Consider the following 16,083-nt stretch of genomic DNA (forward strand, 5'->3'; position numbering starts at 1 on the left):
ACACTCATTCGTCGGTCCACATCCCAGTTCCTGAAACTACTAATTAAACATTTCCCTTTTTTAAATACTCGGGCCGCTCTCTCGACGGGTGATCCACCCCGGCCGACGCTGTTCCGTCGTGCGCGAACGCCGCCGTCGCTTCGTGCGGTCTCCCCGTTCAAGAGCGTTTCGACAGGAAGTATTTCGGGATATCCCCGTTCGAAGGCACCGCGGCAAGAATTATTTTGTGTATCCGTCGCGTGCGTGTTACCGATGGGTGGGGAAGCGGTCGAACCGACGGTGCTCGGCGTCTTGCTTCGACGAGCGCCGGTACTGCGAGGCCTCGCAGCGAAATCCGCGACCCCCGCGACCCTCACCGAGCGGCTCGAGGCGTCTCGATCGACGGTCGACAGGGGGCTCTCGGAACTCGAAGCCGCCGGACTCATCGAGCGAATCGACGGGCAGTATCGGACGACGATCGCCGGCACGCTCGCGCTCGCGGAGTTCGATCGGCTCGCCGACCGGATCGACGATTTCGCCGCCGCGGGTGCGCTCCTCGGAGCGCTTCCGGCCGACGCGTCGATCGATCCGCGACTCCTCGCCGGTGCGGACCTCCTGTTCGCCGGTCGGGAGATCGATCGAGAGGCCGTCGATCACGCGGTTCTCGAGGCCGACACCGGCGAGCCGGTCGCGGCTCTCGAGGCGCTCCTCGAGACGCGATCCGAGGCGCACCACCGCGCGTTCGTTCCGTGTCTCGACTCGCACCTCGTGGGCGCGTACACCCGCGCGATCCGCGACGGCGTTTCCGTCGAGGTCGCGCTCCCCGGCGATGCGATCGGCGAGTTGCTCACCGGGTTCCGGCGGCCGACCGCCGACGCGCTCGAGTCCGGACGGCTCGCGCTGTACGAGACGGCTCGATCGTTGCCCTACGCCCTCCTGATCGTCGAAAACGGCGAGGCGAGCGATCGCTCGCGATCCGATCGTTCACCCGGCGATCGGGCGTCCGAATCGCTCGTCGTCCTCGTCGTCTGCGAGGGCGGCGAGCCGCTGGGGCTGCTGGCCAACGACGGTCCCGCGGCGCTGGAGTGGGCGCGGACGAAGTTCGCGTCGGTCCGCGCGAACGCGCGGCCGCTCACCCTCGCGGACAACCGGTGATCGTCGCAGGCGAATCGAATTCGGGTTCGCGCGACTGTCACGTCTGACCAAGAATTAAGAGCCAGCCACGCATGGGCCCTGACATGGACGACACTCCTCAAGAGATAACCTCCCTCGTCGGTCGCGAAGTGTACTCCAACAACGGCATTTTCGTCGGCGAAGTCGAAGACCTCCAGTTGAACGTCGACGGTCAAGCGGTGACCGGGCTCGCGCTCGGCAACCTCAACAGCGAACTGTTCGCGGACGAGGCGCGAGGCGGACAGGGCGTCATCGTTCCCTACCGCTGGGTCCGCGCCGTCGGCGACGTCATCCTGATCAACGACGTCGTCGAACGCGTTCGCGAACCGGACGAGGAAGAGAACGAACTCGTCGCCTAGCTGCCGTTCGATCCTTCGCTCCCTTCGACACCCATCGCGTCGAACAGCGTTCGTTTGACCGCCTCCTCGGTCAACTCGAGGAGCGTGTCCCGCGTGTCCTCCGAGATCTCGATGCCGGTGAAGATCCCCAACGGAATCTCCGCGCTGGCCTGCGTCGAGTGGCCCGCCGTCTCGCCGATCTCGCCGTAGGCGTCGTCGAGCACCTTGCCGATGTTGATCCGGATGTCCTTCGACCGACCCGCGAGGAAGATCGTCTCGTCGGCGATGCCGAAGACGGCGGTCGTCGTCACGCCTTCGAGGTTGAGCAGGTGACTCGCGGCCTGCGTGAGCGCCTCGCGATCGCGGACGAAGCCGGCGTTGGAGACGAGGTGGCTCCCCTGGACGTCCCGGTTGGCGATCGCCTCGGCGAGGACGTCTAAGGTTTCGGGGGACATCGACGGCGACTCGACCTGTTCGAGCGTGTCGTGGTTCGCGAACGGGTAGAGGTACGCGGCCGCGGTGAGGTCGGCGGGGGTGGTGTCGCGTTTGAAATCCAGCGTCTCCGCGCGGATACCGTACAGGAGCGCGGTGGCGACCTCCTCGGAGACGTTCATGTCGAACTCCTGGATGTACTTCGTCATGATCGTCGACGTCGAGGACATGTTCGGCCGGATGTCGACGAACTCGGGTTCGTACTCGCGCTCGGGTTCGTGGTGGTCGATGACGATGTCGACCGGGAGGTCCATCTCCGACTCCGCGGAGGTCGCGTGATCGACGAGCGCGACGGTGTCGTAGATCGATCGATCTCCGACCTCGTCCCACTGGACCAGATCGATTCCGAGCAGGTTGACGAACGCGCGGTTCTCCTGGTGGCCGACGTCGCCGAGGTAGATGATGTCCGACTCGATGCCGAGGTGGTCGGCGATCGCCTGCAGCGCCGCCGCGCTGGCGATCGAGTCCGGGTCCGGGCTGTCCTGGGTGACGATCGCCAGTCGCGTCCCCGTCTGTTCGAGCAACGCGGCGAGTTTCCCGGCGTTGTACTCGAGTTCGCCGGATTCCAGCGCCCGGAGCGCGGACTCGGCGATGACCGAGGACGGGTTGATGACGATGTCGGCGCCGAGCGCTTCGAGTTCATCGCCCGAAACGGGATCACTTGCGCGCACGACGACGAACTGGCCGTCGTTGAGTTCGCGGATGTTCTCGACGGCGTGTTTGTTCGCTTCCACGTCGGACGCGAGGATCAACACGACGTCCCGATCGGCGACGAGGTCAGCGGCCTCGGCTTCCACGATGTCGGCAGTGCGCGCGTCTAAGTCCTGATCACGGAGCGATTCGACGCGGCTCTCGTCCCGATCGATGATCAGGACGTCCTTCCCCTGCTCGACGAGCTCCTCCGCGACGGCGTAGCCGACGCTCCCGCAGCCCAGAATAGCGTAATCAGAGATCGACGAGATGGTAACCCCCGTGCTCATTTGACCGTTTGGTCGGACCCACAGCACTTAACGCTCCCGAAGATCAGTACGAATTTTGATCGATCAGCGCGGTTCAAGGAACGCTTGCCCCGCTCTGACACGCCGTCTGCCAAAGGAAACGTATTTTAGTCCGTGGGCGAAAGTCGGAGGTGTAGGGCCGGTAGCTCAGTTAGGCAGAGCGTCTGACTCTTAATCAGACGGTCGCGTGTTCAAATCGCGCCCGGCCCGCTAACCGTTCTTCCGCGTGTAGACGATCGATCCGCGAGCGTTGCTACCTTTTCGGAGATGAACAGGGACGAGAGCGAAAAATCGATCGGAGCGGCGTCACTCCGGCGGGAAGTCGACGACGCCGAGTTGGTGGAGGAGACTCAGGTTGTCCGGGAGGAACCATCGTTCGGCGATTTGCCCGTCCTCGATGCGGGTGAACGCCATCTGCTGTACCTCGATCTCTGTTCCGGTCGGTTCGATTCCCCAGAGGTCGCCTTCGTGCGTTCCTCGGCTCGTGATGAACATCGCGACTCGGTCGCCGTCCACGACGACGTCCTCGACGGTCTGGGAGACGTCCGGAAACGCCCGGAGAAAGGCTTCGTACGACTCTCGAATCGCCTCGCGGCCCTGCTGGTCCCCGAAAGCGTTGTGATCGACGGCGTCCTCCGCGTACAGTTCGTCGAGCAGGTCGAGATCGCCGTCTCCGAAGACCGTCTCCGGAATACGCCGGGCGATTCGCTCGTGTTCTTCCTCTTGCGGTGATAGTGACGTATCGGACATGGGTGATGGCCTCGATTTCGGGTCGCGCGCCGAACTGCCGATTCGTCGCAACCCGATCGATAGAAGGAAACGAATCGGCGTGAGTTCGCGTAGAAACATGGTACTGTCTTTAAGTCATCCGGGCGCTACCGTCGCGATACGATGCCGAAACTGCGAGTGAAACTCGACGGGATGGCGGTCGACGGATGGTTAGCGACGATCTCCGCTGCGTTTCCCGACGCCGAATTCCGGATCCTGGCGACCCAGTTACGCGACGAGGGCGCGCTCGTGATCCTCGAAGTGCGGACGTCGGACGGGGATGCGCTGGTCCAGCGGTTCGAAAACGCGCCCGAAGTCAGCTCTCTCGAAGTCGTTCACACCGACGAGCAGATGGTGCTGCTGCGATTCGTGACCCGGCGCTCGAAGTCGTATAACCCGCTGCGCAGATCGAAGAACGTCTCGCTCTATCCGACGATCCTCCGAGACGGGTGGTTTACCGTGATGCTAGTAGCCCCGCACGAACGGCTGTCGAAATACACGGACGAGTTAGCCGCGGCCGGCATTCCGTACCGAATCCTGTCATTGACCCAATCCGCCGATTCGAGAGCGCTCTTGACGGATCGCCAGTGGGAAGTCATCGACGAGGCGATCGAGCGCGGGTACTACGAGACTCCTCGGGAGTGTACGGTCGCCGAGTTGGCGACGGCGCTGAACGTCCGGAGATCGTCGGCGAGTAGGCTGCTACATCGCGCCGAGAGCCGGATCATCAACGAATTCGTCGCCAACACGTCCGGTGATTCCGATCGGTAGTCGTACTCCGAGAGCAGTTACCGATCGTCCCGCACGCCCGCGGGGAAGTCGTTGTCCGCGAGCGAAACGGAGCCCGAGTCGCTGATAATTCGAAGGGAGTGCGGTCCCTCGATTGTCCGCGCGGTGCAGTTCTCGATCCGGACCCCGTCGGCGCCGTTGATGACGATCGGAACGTGGGTCGTCTCGAACTCGCTGTCGGCGACGAGGTAGTCCTCGCCGCGGAGTTCGAGTCCGCGGCGTTTGTCGTCCCCGGGTTGGTGAACGTCGAGGTCGGTGAACCGGGACTCGTTCCGCTCGCAGTAGATCGCGTGCCGGAGCCGGGTCCCCGGGGCGTCACCGGTGATCCGCACGTCGTCCAGTTCGACCGCTCCGGCGTCCTGGCCGAGGATCCGGACCGCGTTGGCGCTCCCGTTGACCTCGACGTCGACGTCTTCGATGGTGGTCGGCCCCGCTCCGGCACCGATCATGATCCCGTTGTTCGGCGCCTCGCCGACGGTGATCTCCGCGTTCGAGATCGTCGTTTCGTCGACGGCGTTCATGATCTTGATCGCGTCGCCGTTCGGCTGCGGAGCGTCGACGGTGACGCCGTCGAGCTCGAACCGATCGCCGCCGTCGAGGCGAATCGGGTGCTGGCCGACCGAGCCGTGCGGATCCGCGTTGACGACGGCAACGGCGTCGGTGATCGTTCCGCGGCGACCGCTCAGACGGATCGAGGCGGTGCCGCTGTTTTGATACCAGCCGCGCTCGACGTCGACCCGGCCGGTCTCGCTGGAGACGTACAGCCCGTTGTCCGGGAAGCCGCCGAGGCTGCAGTTCCGGAAGACGAGCGTGCCGCGATGGTGCTGGTTGACGCTGATTCCGGTCGGGCCGCGCCACATGCCGTCGTTCGGTGCGTCATCGACGTGGAGTGCGCCGTCGGTCGCGCGGAAGCAATAGACGAGACCGCTCCCGTCGGGATCGAGCACGTTGAACAGCCCCGGGCCCCACGTCCCGCTGTCGTGGACGCCGTGGATCGTGACGCGGCGGACGGACAATCCGTCCTCGACTTCGGCGCTGATGACGCGAATTCCCGTGTCCGAAGCCGTCTGGTCGACGTCGAAGTTCTCGAACCGGAGGTCGCGTCCCGGTCTATCGCTGGTCCCCAGCCGGAACAGGCGGTACTGCGGTCCGTCGAACTCGTGGTAGCTCGCCGGCACGAGCGTCGCCCCGTCCCCGACGAAGCCGAGGTTCTCGAAGCCGGTTACCCGAAGCTGTTCGTCCATGTAGTACCGTCCCGACGGGAACTTGAGGAGCGTATCGTCGCCGGCGTGCTCCTGAAGCACGGGCGTGACGGACTCTTCGCCCTCGTCGTCCGCGCCGGCATCGACCACGTCGACCACGGTTGCGTAGTGATCTTCGAGACTGTGCGCGGACGCGACGCCGGCGATCGAGACCATCGATCCGAGACCGACGAGACTGCCCTGCAGGTACGATCGTCGACTACACGTCAGATTGCGTTCGCGGTTCGATGTCACGACTCCCCCTCGAGAGCGAGGGGTGTTACGTATACTCGTCGTAAGTTCCGCTCGAAACTGTCGCGGTATTCGAACGAGTTGGCGCGGAACCATTTTCCGGCGCAAAACGGGTCGGCTCGACGGCGGGGCGATCGGCCACTCCGCCGCGGCGTTCGGCGATCGAGCCCGGCGACGCGGCGGCGAACGAAACAGTTGCACTGGCTCGAAGTGCGTGGGACGGTCCCACGATTACCCACCCACGGGGATTCCGACGAAACACCTCGGACGGCATCGAGATCGAGCGGACGATCGTTTCGGGGAACCGCCTCGTCGAGGCCGTGGTCCTAGCGGCAATCGTCGGGTACCGGTCGTGGCCGTCGTCGGTCGGCACGCGCCGATCAGCGCGGTAGCCGCGGCCGTCGGCGCGTCGCTGCTGGCGGTCGAAGTGGTAAGCGATCGTGAAAGTCGGGAATATCAGTGCTAATCCTTTTGGAAACGGGGTTATTGTGCTCCCTGTTGTAGCAAGGAGTGAGACACATGACATCCATCGCAGACATCGAGATTCCGGCGGACGGCACCGGTCTGAGCGAGCTCTTCGAGGCGGTCCCCTCACTGAGCTGTGAGATGGAGCGCGTCATCGCCTCCAACGGGCACGGGCTGTGGCTGTCCGGCGCTGCCCAGGAGGAACTCGAGGAGGCACTGGCGGACGCATCCGCGATCGGCGAGTACTCGCTGATCAGTTCGGAGGGCGACCGCTGGCTGTACGACATCCAGTTCGACCCCGACACGCTCGACGTCTTCGAGGTCGTCCTCGAAGAGAGCGGCACCGTACTGAGCGCGTCCGCGTCGAACCGGTCGTGGCTGCTCAGCATTCGATTCGTCGATCGCGAGAGCGTCAGCACCCTCTACGATCGACTCGTGGACAACGACGTCTCGCCGACGATCGTTCGACTGTTCGACGTCACCGAGGAGACCCACTCGCAGTGCGGGCTCACGGCCCGCCAGTACGAGACCCTCGTTGCGGCGATCGACCACGGCTACTTCGAGATTCCGCGCGAGGTCTCGATGCAGGAGCTCTCCGAGGAGCTCGACATCTCGCACCAGGCGCTGTCCGAGCGGCTCCGCCGCGCGTACCGGGCGCTCGTGACCTCCGAACTCAACGTCTCCGAGGAGGAGACGACGGCACCGCCCATCCCCACGAACTGATCCGGCCCCGGACGTCTCACGGGACCGTTTCCGCCAGAATCACGCTGTTCGGCCGATCGCACCGTTTTATTCGATCGACGTCGACCAGTCGAATCGCCGCCGATCGGATCGCCGCGAGCCGATTCGCCGCGGGTCGGACCGCGACCGACGCGCACGTTCCGTTCGAACGAGCATCATTATTACGCCGGCCCGTCACGATCGGGGTATGAACGTCGACAGCGCGGACGGCGTACTGCGGCTCACGTTCGATCGACCGGGCGTCCTCAACGCGATCACGACGGAGACTGCGGCCAGGCTGGCCGACGCGATCGAAGATGCGTCACCCGAGGAGTACCACGCGATCCTCATCACGGGCGAGGGCGACGCCTTCAGCGCCGGGGGCGACATCGAGGCGATGGCCGAAGGACCGGCCGGGCCCCAGGCGGCGTACGACGAGGTCACCGAGACGTTCGGTCGCGTCGTCGAAGCCATGCTCGAGTGTCCCGTTCCGATCGTCGCGAAGGTAAACGGCGACGCGGTCGGCGCGGGGCTGGCGATCGTCGCGCTCTCCGATATCGCCTACGCCGCCGAGGACGCGACGTTCTCCTGTGCGTTCGTACGCGTCGGCCTCATTCCGGACACCGGCGGGACGTTCATGCTGCCACGCGTCGTCGGCCTGCGGGCGGCGAAGAAGCTCGCGTTCACCGGGGAATTCTTCGACGCCGATCGGGCGGCCGACCTCGATCTGGTTAACGAGGCGGTCCCCGCCGACGCCCTCGACGAACGGGTCGACGAGACCATAGACCAGTTGCGCGAGCGGCCGACCGAGATCGTCGGCATGATGAAACAGGCGATGCACGAGAACATGGCCCGCCACTGGTCGGAGGCCCTAGACTACGAAAACCTGCTGCAGGTTCAGGCCCGCACCTCGGAGGCCCACGCGGAGGGCGTCAGCGCCTTCCTCGAGGACCGGGGGCGCGAATTCGACCCGTGAACCACCCCGAGCGTGGCTCCGAGGCACGCAAGCCGCTATCTCCGTAGGACTGGCCCGTCGCTGGCCGGCGAATTGTAGGCTCGCCACCACTCGAACCGCAAGCCAGCGCAAGCACCACCATCATCCTATTCTTCGCCGTCTAGTTTACTGCAATGTCACCCCAATTTACCGACGACGACGTCGGCAAAAGCGTCGTCAACGCAAACGGCGACGAGGTCGGTATCATCGCGGACGTCGAGCACGGTACAGCGCACGTCGAACCGGACCCGGGGATCACGGACACCATCAAGGCCAAACTCGGCTGGGGCGGATCCGACGAGGACACCTATCCGCTCCAGGAGGGATCGGTGGCTCGAGTGACGAACGACGAGGTCCACCTCGAGCACGATCTCTCCGGGGGCGGCGTGACTGGCACCGGGAGGACGACGGACATGGACAGGGAGGCGACCGGTTCCGATACCGGAACCGGAACGACCGACACCGGAACCGACCGCCGCTCAGACGACGATCTCCTCGGCGACGATGACGACGACCTCCTCGGCGACGACACCCGTAACAGGTAGGCCTGGGTTCCGCGATCGCGTGCGAAATTCGTCATTTCTTTCCGCACTCGGCGGACGTGCCGAGATATTCGTGCAGCGTCGACTGAGGCGGTCCCATCGCGAACACTGCGCCGACGATGCCATTGGAGTCAGAGGAGCGTCTGTACGCGCGATTCAGAGTCGAGGCGATCGGGTGATGGGAACGGCCTAGCAGTCCGACGAAGACGAACTGGACGGCTGGGACATCGCGACACGAGCGGACTGCCCCGTAGCAGTGCGACGGATCCGTTACTCCGATCGCTCTCCCCCGCACGCGTTAGCTTCAGTGTTGCCGCATTCCTGCCGGCTCCGGTCGGCCGAGACCTCCGTGCCGTCCCGTGGCAGCTCCTCGGTATCATAGTTGCGTCGGGCGTCTCCGTCGTCCCGATTTAACGATTCGGACTCCTGAGCGGCGGCGTCACCGCCTCGAACCCGCTCCCGTGGGATCAGCTAGGCGGTCCCGGCCCCGACCGGACTCGCGTCGGTCGGTATCGATTCGCTCGGTGGGCCGGTCTCCCGATTACCGTCGCTCGGACCGCGGCTGTTCGGTTCGGCCGCGCCGGGTCGTCTGCTCGAACTCGCGGCCGCGACCCCGCTGTTGGTCGCGTCGGCCCTGTTGTTCCCCTCCGTACTGCTCTCGCTGAGTTTCGCGGCCGTACCGCCGTTGGTTCGTCTCGCGTTCGAACGGTTCCTGGTGGGACTGGCGCTCGGTTCCGATCCCGTCCTCTGGTCGGGTGTCGTATCCCGTCTGGGACTGCGTTTCGTACTCGGTCTGCGACGGCGATCGCCGTCCGGGCTGGCCGCCGGTCATCCGCTGTTCGAGACGTCGCTGCCCCATTTCCCCGGACGATTCGCCGCCGTAGGGCCCCTCCCGTGGGATCCATTCGCCGGTCTGGGAGTACTGCTGGGATCGCCCGCCCGTTCCCTGGCTCGAGCGATCCGGTTGTCCGCTCCCCATTCCACGGGTCGACTGGTCGGCCGGTTGTCGGCCCGTCTGTTCGCCGGTCAGCCGATCGCCGGTCTGCTGGCTTCCCCTGTCCGGCGTCTCCATTCCGCCGATGGTCCCCTGGTCGGTGTGGCCCATCTGCTGTCCCGTCCGCTCCGGTTGCTGGCCCGCGTCTTCCAGCTGCTGACCCATCTCCATCCCGGGCTGGGCGGCGGCCCGCATGCCCTTCTCCATCGCTCGCTCCATCTCGGGCATCACGGCCTCGAGTCCCTGCAGGTAACTCTCCATCATCGCCTCCGTGAACTGCTGGCCCGGGAACCCCTGCATCATCGACTGTGTGATCTCGAGGCCCTGTCGCTGCGCCGTGTCTCCCCACTTCATCGCGCTCAGGGCGGTCCGCGCCATGTTTCGCTGGAGGTCGATCGTCTGCTCGATGGCTTCCTGGCCTCGGTTCATCGTCGCCTGTTGCACCTTCGCGGTCGATTCCTCTCGGGGCTGCTGGAAGTGGTGTTGCTCGGTCATCGGACACACGAGAGTCGGTCGACCCTCGCTCGTCACGGGCGAGAGTGAGCGCAATAAAGGGCGTCGTCAGTTCCGCTCGGAAGAACCGGATCAACTGTTGAAACGACGTCGCACGCTCGAACCGCCGCGAGAAGCGATCCGCACCGGCCGTCGCCGCGCCAGTAATCGGAGCAACTAGCGTCGCCCGGCCAGTAATACTCGATTGGAAACGGCCCGCGAGACCAGTTTCAGGACCCAGAACCCGGATCGCCGTGCGTCACGCCGTCGCGTTCGTCCGCCCGCATCCGACGCAGGGCTCCGCGAGCGTTGCCCGCCTCGTAGCCGAAGAAGACGCCCGTTCCGTACTCCTCGGCGACCTCGGTCGCGTGGATCAGGTTGTCGATATCGACGTTTACCGCGTACAACTCGATATTGAACGGCGTCTCGAGCGCGCTCTCGAACCCCCTGGCGATCGTCTCGAGCCAGTAGGTCGTCCCGTAAGCCGTGTCGTACAACGGCACGACGAACTCGTCGACGTGCTCTTCCAGCGCGGCGAGGTCGATGCCGGCGCGTTCGTAGAGATGGCCCGGGTAGGGATCCGGATAGAGCGTCATGTAGACGGTCCCGGGGATTCGGTCGACGGCCTCGGCGACGAAGTCCGTGATGACGCTCGCGCGCCACTCGAACCGATCGTCGTACTCGCTCTCCTCGAACCGTCGCTCGCAGACGCCGCAGCGACAGTACTCGGCGCGGGGGAAGCCGATGTCGTCGAGGCGAACGTCCTCGTTGGCCGCGGCGCAGTCGTCGATGATCTCCAGGAGGCCCTCGCGATAGTCCTCGCGGGACGGACAGATGTAGGCCCAGTCGAAGTACGTCCGATCGCGCGTGGCCGGCCGGCCGAGGTCGTCGACCGTCGCGAGCGACGGATCGGCGTCGACGGCCGCGTTGTCGCCGAAACAGGAGACCATGTTCACGGCGTCCTCGATCGGCTCTTCGGACCGGCCGGTCACGTCTTTGACTTCGTAGAAGCCGCGATCGAACTCCGGCCACCGTACTTCTTCGGCGTTTCGCGTGACGACGCCGTACATACTGGAGGGTACGGCGCCGTGCGGGTAAGCCGTTCGGAATCGGGCGGGGTTACTCGGTCGGTTCGTACTCGACGTCGACCTCGGACGGGCCGCTGAGGACGACTTTGTAGAGGACGGCGATGGCGATCAGGGCGAGCAGGATCTTGACTGTCCGGGACATGTACCGACGGTACGACCGCGAACTACTTAGATATTCTGAATAACGTCATAATCGGAATACGACGGCTCCGCGTCGTCACCTCGATGCCGGTCGATCGGTGTCCGCGCGTCGGATTCGTCTGTCGATCGACGGTCCGTCCGTTTCGATCGAAGTCGACGATCGGCGATCGGCGATTTGGGTCGCGCGGCGATCAGGATTCGATCAGCGAGGGGATGTCGTCGCGAACGATCCGTCCGCAGTACCCACAGCGGACGCCGTCGTCGAGGACGTCGAACCGGGAGGTGACCGGTTCGTCGCCCGTCGTGATACAGCCGCTGTTCGGACAGGAGAGGACGCCCGTGACGACGTCCGGCCGTTCGACGCGGTGTTTCTCGATCACGTCGTAGTCGCGGACGATGTTGATCGACGCGTCCGGCGCGATCAGCGAGAGCACGTCGACTTCGTCCTGGCTCAGCTCTCGCCCCTCGACCTTGACGATGTCCTTGCGCGCGAGCCGATCGGAGGGGACGTTCATCCCGATCGAGACCTCCTCGCCCTCGCTGCCGTCGATGCCGAGAATCGCGAGGACGTTCAGCGCCTGCCCGGCGCGAACGTGGTCGATAACGGTCCCGTCCTGGATCTTGCTGACCCGGAGTTTGTGATCGTCGACGGTGTCGGAGTTGTCGTCTCGGTCAGTCATCGGTCTCACCTCGGGCGTTTCGCAGGAGGAGATCGAGCAGCGCCATCCGAACCGGAACGCCGTTGTGCGCCTGTTCGAAGTAGGCCGCGTGGTCGGTCTCGTCGACGTCGGGCGCGATTTCGTCCACGCGAGGGAGCGGATGCATCACGGTGAGGTCGTCCGAAGCGGCGTCGAGCGTCGCCGCGTCGATCTGGTACTCGCCGGCGACCTTCTGGTACTCGTTCTCGTCCGGGAACCGTTCGCGCTGGATCCGGGTGACGTAGAGGACGTCGAGCGACGGGAGGATCTCGTCGAGCGACTCGTGCTCGCGGATCCGCGCCCCCTCCCGCTGGTGAAGGTCGTAGACGACCTCGCGGGGCAGTTGCAGGCTCTCCGGACTGATGAAGTGCTGGCGCGCGTCGAAGTTCGTCAGCGCGTAGGCGAGCGAGTGGACGGTTCGGCCGTACTTCAGATCGCCCATGATGCCGATCGTCAGGTCGTCGAGTCCGGCGTTCTCTCGGATCGTGTAGAGATCCAGCAGCGTCTGGGTCGGGTGGTGGCCCGCGCCGTCGCCGGCGTTCAGCAGCGGGACGTCGACGAACTCGCAGGCCATCGTCGCCGCGCCCTGCTTCGGGTGGCGGAGGACGAGCGCGTCGGCGTACCCCTCGATGACCCGGACCGTATCCGCGAGCGTCTCGCCCTTCTTAACGCTCGACGATTCGACCGAGCCCATGTCGACGACGTCGCCCCCGAGGCGTTTCATCGCGGTCTCGAAGCTCATCTTCGTCCGCGTGCTGGGCTCGAAAAAGAGCAGTCCGAGCAGTGCGTCCGCGTGGCGATCGCCGACGATCGAGGGATCGGCGTCGATCTCGGCCGCGCGGTCGAGCACCGTCTCGATGTCCGCCCGCGACAGTTGTTTACTCGTGATGAGGTGATCGTGGCGCATCCGTTCGTGTAGGCAGTTGCGTTCCCCTTGAATCTCTCCATTCGACGCCGGGCCGACCGAGCATTTATCCCGGATGCCGCGGCCATCTGTCGTGGACTCGTGAATCGAAACGTGACGGACGGCGCGCACGCGTCGTCGAAAATTGATGATTCGTTGAATGTACTTCAAGGCAAAGAGTTATACAGACACTACAGCAATTGGTCATAATCGTATGGTTGGTCGGCTGGAGACGGGAATCGACGTACTGGATCGGAAGCTCGACGGCGGGCTGCCACCGGGTTCGATCGTCGCCTACGCCGCCGACGCGGCCAGCCAGTCCGAGCTCCTCCTGTACGAGCTAACGGCCGCACGCGGAACGCTGTACCTCTCGACCGAGCGGTCCGACGAGGCCGTTCGCCACGCGATCGAAACCTCGCCGTCGGCAGTCGGGAGCCCGACGATCAGACGCGTCACCAGCGACACCCCGCTCGAGGAATCGACGCGACTTATCAACGCGCTTCCCGACGGCGCGAACCTGATCATCGACACGATGGACGTCCTCGAGCGAACCGAGGCCGGCGACTACATGGCGTTTCTCAACGATCTGAAGCGGCAGATGCTCGAGACGAACAGCATCGCCGTCCTCCACTGCCTGAAGGGAGAGCCCATACCGCCGAACAGAACGCGAACGGAACACGCCGCCGACGCCGTCTTCGATCTGCGCACGGAGCTCTCCGGAACGGAGATCGAGAACCACCTGTCGGTACCGAAGTTCCGCGGCGGCGATCAGCCGACCGAGACGATCAAACTGGAACTCGTCGAGGAAGTCGCGATCGACACCAGTCGGGACATCGCCTGAGTCGGCGCTCGAAACGCGCTCGTCGCGTCGGCCGTCCGCGAGCCGTCCGCGCTAGACTTCCTGGTCTCCGAGATCTCAGATTCGAGTTCGCCCGGCGACTGCAACTCCCGAGAGAGCAGCAGCTGGTTGATCGACACGACGACGGTGATTAGTGTGAAGTTGCCCGCGATCATCCCGCTGAACGCGTAAAACAACGATTGCATGTCGGTCAGTGGAGCGAGGCCGGAAACCGAGAGCGCCAGGTACGTCAGCCCGAACGCGATCGCGACGAACGCGGCGATCGCGGACCGATCCCCGTCGAGCAGGAGCCACTGTTTGATCCGGTCGGTTGCGGACTCCGACGGCGGTTTCGCCGCCTCTTCGCTCGTCGTATCGAGCACCGCAGCCGATCCCGGTCTTCGACGCGGGGGCCGAAAAATCCGATCCGCGAACGTTCGTGGACCGCTACCGATCGACGGTCGCCGAGCGTTACTCCTCGGCGCCTTCGAGTTCGTCGACGATCTCGTCGGCGTCGACGTCAGCGTCCTCGAGCGCCGCTTCGATGTCGCCGCCGCCCATGCCGCCCATCATACCGCCGAGTCCGCCCATGCCCATGCCTTCGATGACTTCCTGGACGACGATGCGATCGACGTCGATCTGGTCGATGATCTGCTGGCCGATCTGCTGTTTGCCCATCATCCACTGCTGGTTCATCGTCATCTGGGGCGTGGCCTCGAGGTAGAGCGACTCCTTTTCGACGACCTCCGTCTCGAACTCGGGTTCGGCATCTTCGCCCGCTTCTTCGTCCTCATCTGCATCGGGCTCGACGGGGACCTCCTCCTCGACCTCGTCCGTCTCGATCCAGAGTTCGGGCTCGAAGCCGAGGTACATCTCGAACAGGCCGGCGGCCTGCGCTTCGCGGTCCTCGACGACGTCGACGATCTCGTACTCGTACTCGACGTCCTCGCCGGCGAGCGGGTGGTTGAAGTCGACGCGGGCGCGGCCGCCGATGATCGTGCTGATGTAGCCCTGCTGGCCGTCGATCTGCACGTTCGCGCCGGGGTAGCGATCGTCCTCGTCGATCTTCTCCGCGCTGACGGTCTGGACGTCGTCGGGGTCGTACTCGCCGAAGGCGTCCGCGGCGTCGATCGTCACGGTGCCGGAGTCGCCGGCCTCGCTCCCGGTGATGGCCTCCTCGACGTCCTCGAAGATGTGGCCCTCGCCCAGAACGATCGTTCGCGGTTTGAACTCCTGTCCCTGCGTGTCGACGCCTTCGTCCTCGGCGACTTCGGGGTCGGTCGTGTCGACCAGCTGGTCGTCCTCGACGGTGTAGGCGGTGTATTCGAGCTCGACGAAGTCGCCGTGCTGGAGCCCTTCGGCGTCCTCGGCGTCCTCGGCTTCTTCCTCGGCGTCATCGGCCTGCTCCTCGAGTTCGGCCTCCTGATCCTCGGTCATACGTTGTACCTCCCGCCGTCTACATTTAAGGTCGACGTTTTCACCTGAGGTCGTCCGTCGCGAGAACGACCGATACTTACGATCGGTCGCCCTTCCCACGAGCATGTACGAGGTCGAAGTGAAGGTACCCGCCGATCTCGAGGCCGTCCGGGCGAGACTGGACGATCGCGGGGCGACCTCTCGCGGCGCGGTCGTGCAGAAGGACACCTACTACGACGCGCCCCACCGATCGTTCGCGGACACCGACGAAGCACTGCGGATTCGGAGCGAACGACCGAAGACTGGAGACGACAAGACCCGGATCACGTACAAGGGGCCGCTGATCGACGACGAGTCGAAGACTCGCGAGGAGATCGAAACGGACGTGGGAGACGGGGAGAAGCTGGACGCCATCCTCCGGAATCTCGGCTTCGAGCCCGCGGCGACCGTCCGCAAAGAGCGCGATCGCTACGCGCTCGAGGGGTACGCGATCACGCTGGACTCCGTCGACGACGTCGGCGAATACGTCGAAGTCGAGACCGAGGTCGAATCCGAGAACGAACTCGAATCGGCGCGCGAGGGCGCCTACGCGATCCTCGAGGGGGTAGGGCTCGATCCGGACGACCAGGTTCGAACCTCGTATCTCGGCCTCCTGCTCGGGCCCTGATCGTTCGGTTCTCGCCGGCGCGTCGACCCGATTACCCGAGAGAATATTCCGGCCCGTACCTGTTTCCGCAAGTTATAGAACCTCGCTCCGATTA

Annotated in this window: 17 protein-coding genes and 1 tRNA gene; 9 read left to right on the top strand and 9 right to left on the bottom strand. The window is 64.8% G+C overall.

The window, feature by feature from the left end; translation table 11 throughout:
* Positions 1 to 252 precede the first annotated feature (252 nt).
* Both MUH00_RS16015 and MUH00_RS16020 read left to right on the top strand, forming a co-directional pair.
* Entirely contained in the window at positions 253 to 1,134 is an 882-nt protein-coding gene (locus MUH00_RS16015) for a helix-turn-helix transcriptional regulator (RefSeq protein WP_247000288.1), read from the top strand.
* 83 nt (positions 1,135 to 1,217) lie between these two features.
* Positions 1,218 to 1,511 (top strand): PRC-barrel domain-containing protein, encoded by a 294-nt coding sequence (locus tag MUH00_RS16020; protein WP_247000290.1) that lies wholly within the window; start codon positions 1,218 to 1,220, stop codon positions 1,509 to 1,511.
* On the opposite strand, the gene MUH00_RS16025 is transcribed toward MUH00_RS16020, so the two are convergent.
* Positions 1,508 to 2,962, bottom strand: a complete 1,455-nt coding sequence (locus MUH00_RS16025; protein WP_247000291.1) for a DHH family phosphoesterase — start codon at positions 2,960 to 2,962, stop codon at positions 1,508 to 1,510. The two genes, MUH00_RS16020 and MUH00_RS16025, sit on opposite strands and share 4 nt — an antisense overlap.
* A 154-nt stretch (positions 2,963 to 3,116) precedes the next feature.
* On the opposite strand from MUH00_RS16025, the gene MUH00_RS16030 reads away from it, so the two are divergent.
* Positions 3,117 to 3,190: transfer RNA gene (locus MUH00_RS16030), tRNA-Lys, on the top strand.
* 96 nt (positions 3,191 to 3,286) lie between these two features.
* Here the strand turns inward: MUH00_RS16030 and MUH00_RS16035 are convergent.
* Positions 3,287 to 3,730 carry an ester cyclase gene (locus MUH00_RS16035; RefSeq protein ID WP_247000294.1) on the bottom strand — a complete coding sequence of 148 codons (444 nt, stop codon included), beginning with the start codon at positions 3,728 to 3,730 and terminating at the stop codon, positions 3,287 to 3,289.
* A gap of 141 nt (positions 3,731 to 3,871) precedes the next feature.
* Between MUH00_RS16035 and MUH00_RS16040 the strand changes: the two genes are divergently transcribed.
* Entirely contained in the window at positions 3,872 to 4,519 is a 648-nt protein-coding gene (locus MUH00_RS16040) for a helix-turn-helix domain-containing protein (RefSeq protein ID WP_247000296.1), read from the top strand.
* Positions 4,520 to 4,536: 17 nt separating this feature from the next.
* Here MUH00_RS16040 and MUH00_RS16045 read toward each other — a convergent pair whose 3' ends face one another.
* Entirely contained in the window at positions 4,537 to 5,955 is a 1,419-nt protein-coding gene (locus tag MUH00_RS16045) for a glycoside hydrolase family 28 protein (RefSeq protein ID WP_247003991.1), read from the bottom strand.
* A gap of 594 nt (positions 5,956 to 6,549) precedes the next feature.
* On the opposite strand from MUH00_RS16045, the gene MUH00_RS16050 reads away from it, so the two are divergent.
* The 3 genes from MUH00_RS16050 (at position 6,550) to MUH00_RS16060 (ending at position 8,754) form a co-directional block, all read left to right on the top strand.
* On the top strand, positions 6,550 to 7,218 hold the full coding sequence (locus MUH00_RS16050) for a helix-turn-helix domain-containing protein (RefSeq protein ID WP_247000298.1): 669 nt from the start codon (positions 6,550 to 6,552) through the stop codon (positions 7,216 to 7,218).
* A gap of 205 nt (positions 7,219 to 7,423) precedes the next feature.
* Positions 7,424 to 8,191 carry an enoyl-CoA hydratase/isomerase family protein gene (locus MUH00_RS16055; RefSeq protein ID WP_247000299.1) on the top strand — a complete coding sequence of 256 codons (768 nt, stop codon included), beginning with the start codon at positions 7,424 to 7,426 and terminating at the stop codon, positions 8,189 to 8,191.
* A gap of 152 nt (positions 8,192 to 8,343) precedes the next feature.
* Positions 8,344 to 8,754 carry a hypothetical protein gene (locus tag MUH00_RS16060; RefSeq protein WP_247000300.1) on the top strand — a complete coding sequence of 137 codons (411 nt, stop codon included), beginning with the start codon at positions 8,344 to 8,346 and terminating at the stop codon, positions 8,752 to 8,754.
* Positions 8,755 to 9,292: 538 nt separating this feature from the next.
* Here MUH00_RS16060 and MUH00_RS16065 read toward each other — a convergent pair.
* From MUH00_RS16065 to pyrB, 4 genes are all read right to left on the bottom strand, one after another.
* A complete protein-coding gene (locus MUH00_RS16065) occupies positions 9,293 to 10,240 on the bottom strand; it encodes a hypothetical protein (RefSeq protein WP_247000301.1) in 948 nt (315 codons plus the stop codon).
* A 227-nt stretch (positions 10,241 to 10,467) separates the two neighbouring features.
* Positions 10,468 to 11,307, bottom strand: coding sequence for a hypothetical protein (locus MUH00_RS16070; protein WP_247000302.1), 840 nt, complete (start codon positions 11,305 to 11,307; stop codon positions 10,468 to 10,470).
* A 350-nt stretch (positions 11,308 to 11,657) separates the two neighbouring features.
* Complete coding sequence (pyrI, locus tag MUH00_RS16075) at positions 11,658 to 12,146, bottom strand: aspartate carbamoyltransferase regulatory subunit (RefSeq protein ID WP_247000303.1); 489 nt, start codon at positions 12,144 to 12,146, stop codon at positions 11,658 to 11,660.
* Entirely contained in the window at positions 12,139 to 13,071 is a 933-nt protein-coding gene (pyrB, locus tag MUH00_RS16080; RefSeq protein WP_247000304.1) for an aspartate carbamoyltransferase, read from the bottom strand. The genes pyrI and pyrB overlap by 8 nt, the downstream gene beginning before the upstream one ends.
* A 211-nt stretch (positions 13,072 to 13,282) precedes the next feature.
* Here pyrB and MUH00_RS16085 point away from each other — a divergent pair, with 211 nt between their 5' ends.
* Complete coding sequence (locus MUH00_RS16085) at positions 13,283 to 13,909, top strand: RAD55 family ATPase (protein WP_247000305.1); 627 nt, start codon at positions 13,283 to 13,285, stop codon at positions 13,907 to 13,909.
* Here the strand turns inward: MUH00_RS16085 and MUH00_RS16090 are convergent.
* A complete protein-coding gene (locus MUH00_RS16090; protein WP_247000306.1) occupies positions 13,837 to 14,289 on the bottom strand; it encodes a DUF7972 family membrane protein in 453 nt (150 codons plus the stop codon). The two genes, MUH00_RS16085 and MUH00_RS16090, sit on opposite strands and share 73 nt — an antisense overlap.
* An 88-nt stretch (positions 14,290 to 14,377) precedes the next feature.
* Positions 14,378 to 15,343, bottom strand: coding sequence for an FKBP-type peptidyl-prolyl cis-trans isomerase (locus MUH00_RS16095; RefSeq protein WP_247000308.1), 966 nt, complete (start codon positions 15,341 to 15,343; stop codon positions 14,378 to 14,380).
* Between the two features lie 103 nt (positions 15,344 to 15,446).
* On the opposite strand from MUH00_RS16095, the gene cyaB reads away from it, so the two are divergent.
* A complete protein-coding gene (gene cyaB / locus MUH00_RS16100) occupies positions 15,447 to 15,989 on the top strand; it encodes a class IV adenylate cyclase (protein WP_247000310.1) in 543 nt (180 codons plus the stop codon).
* The last annotated feature ends 94 nt before the right edge of the window (positions 15,990 to 16,083 follow it).

The sequence above is a fragment of the Halosolutus gelatinilyticus genome, assembly GCF_023028105.1.
In the GTDB taxonomy this organism is placed as follows: domain Archaea; phylum Halobacteriota; class Halobacteria; order Halobacteriales; family Natrialbaceae; genus Halosolutus; species Halosolutus gelatinilyticus.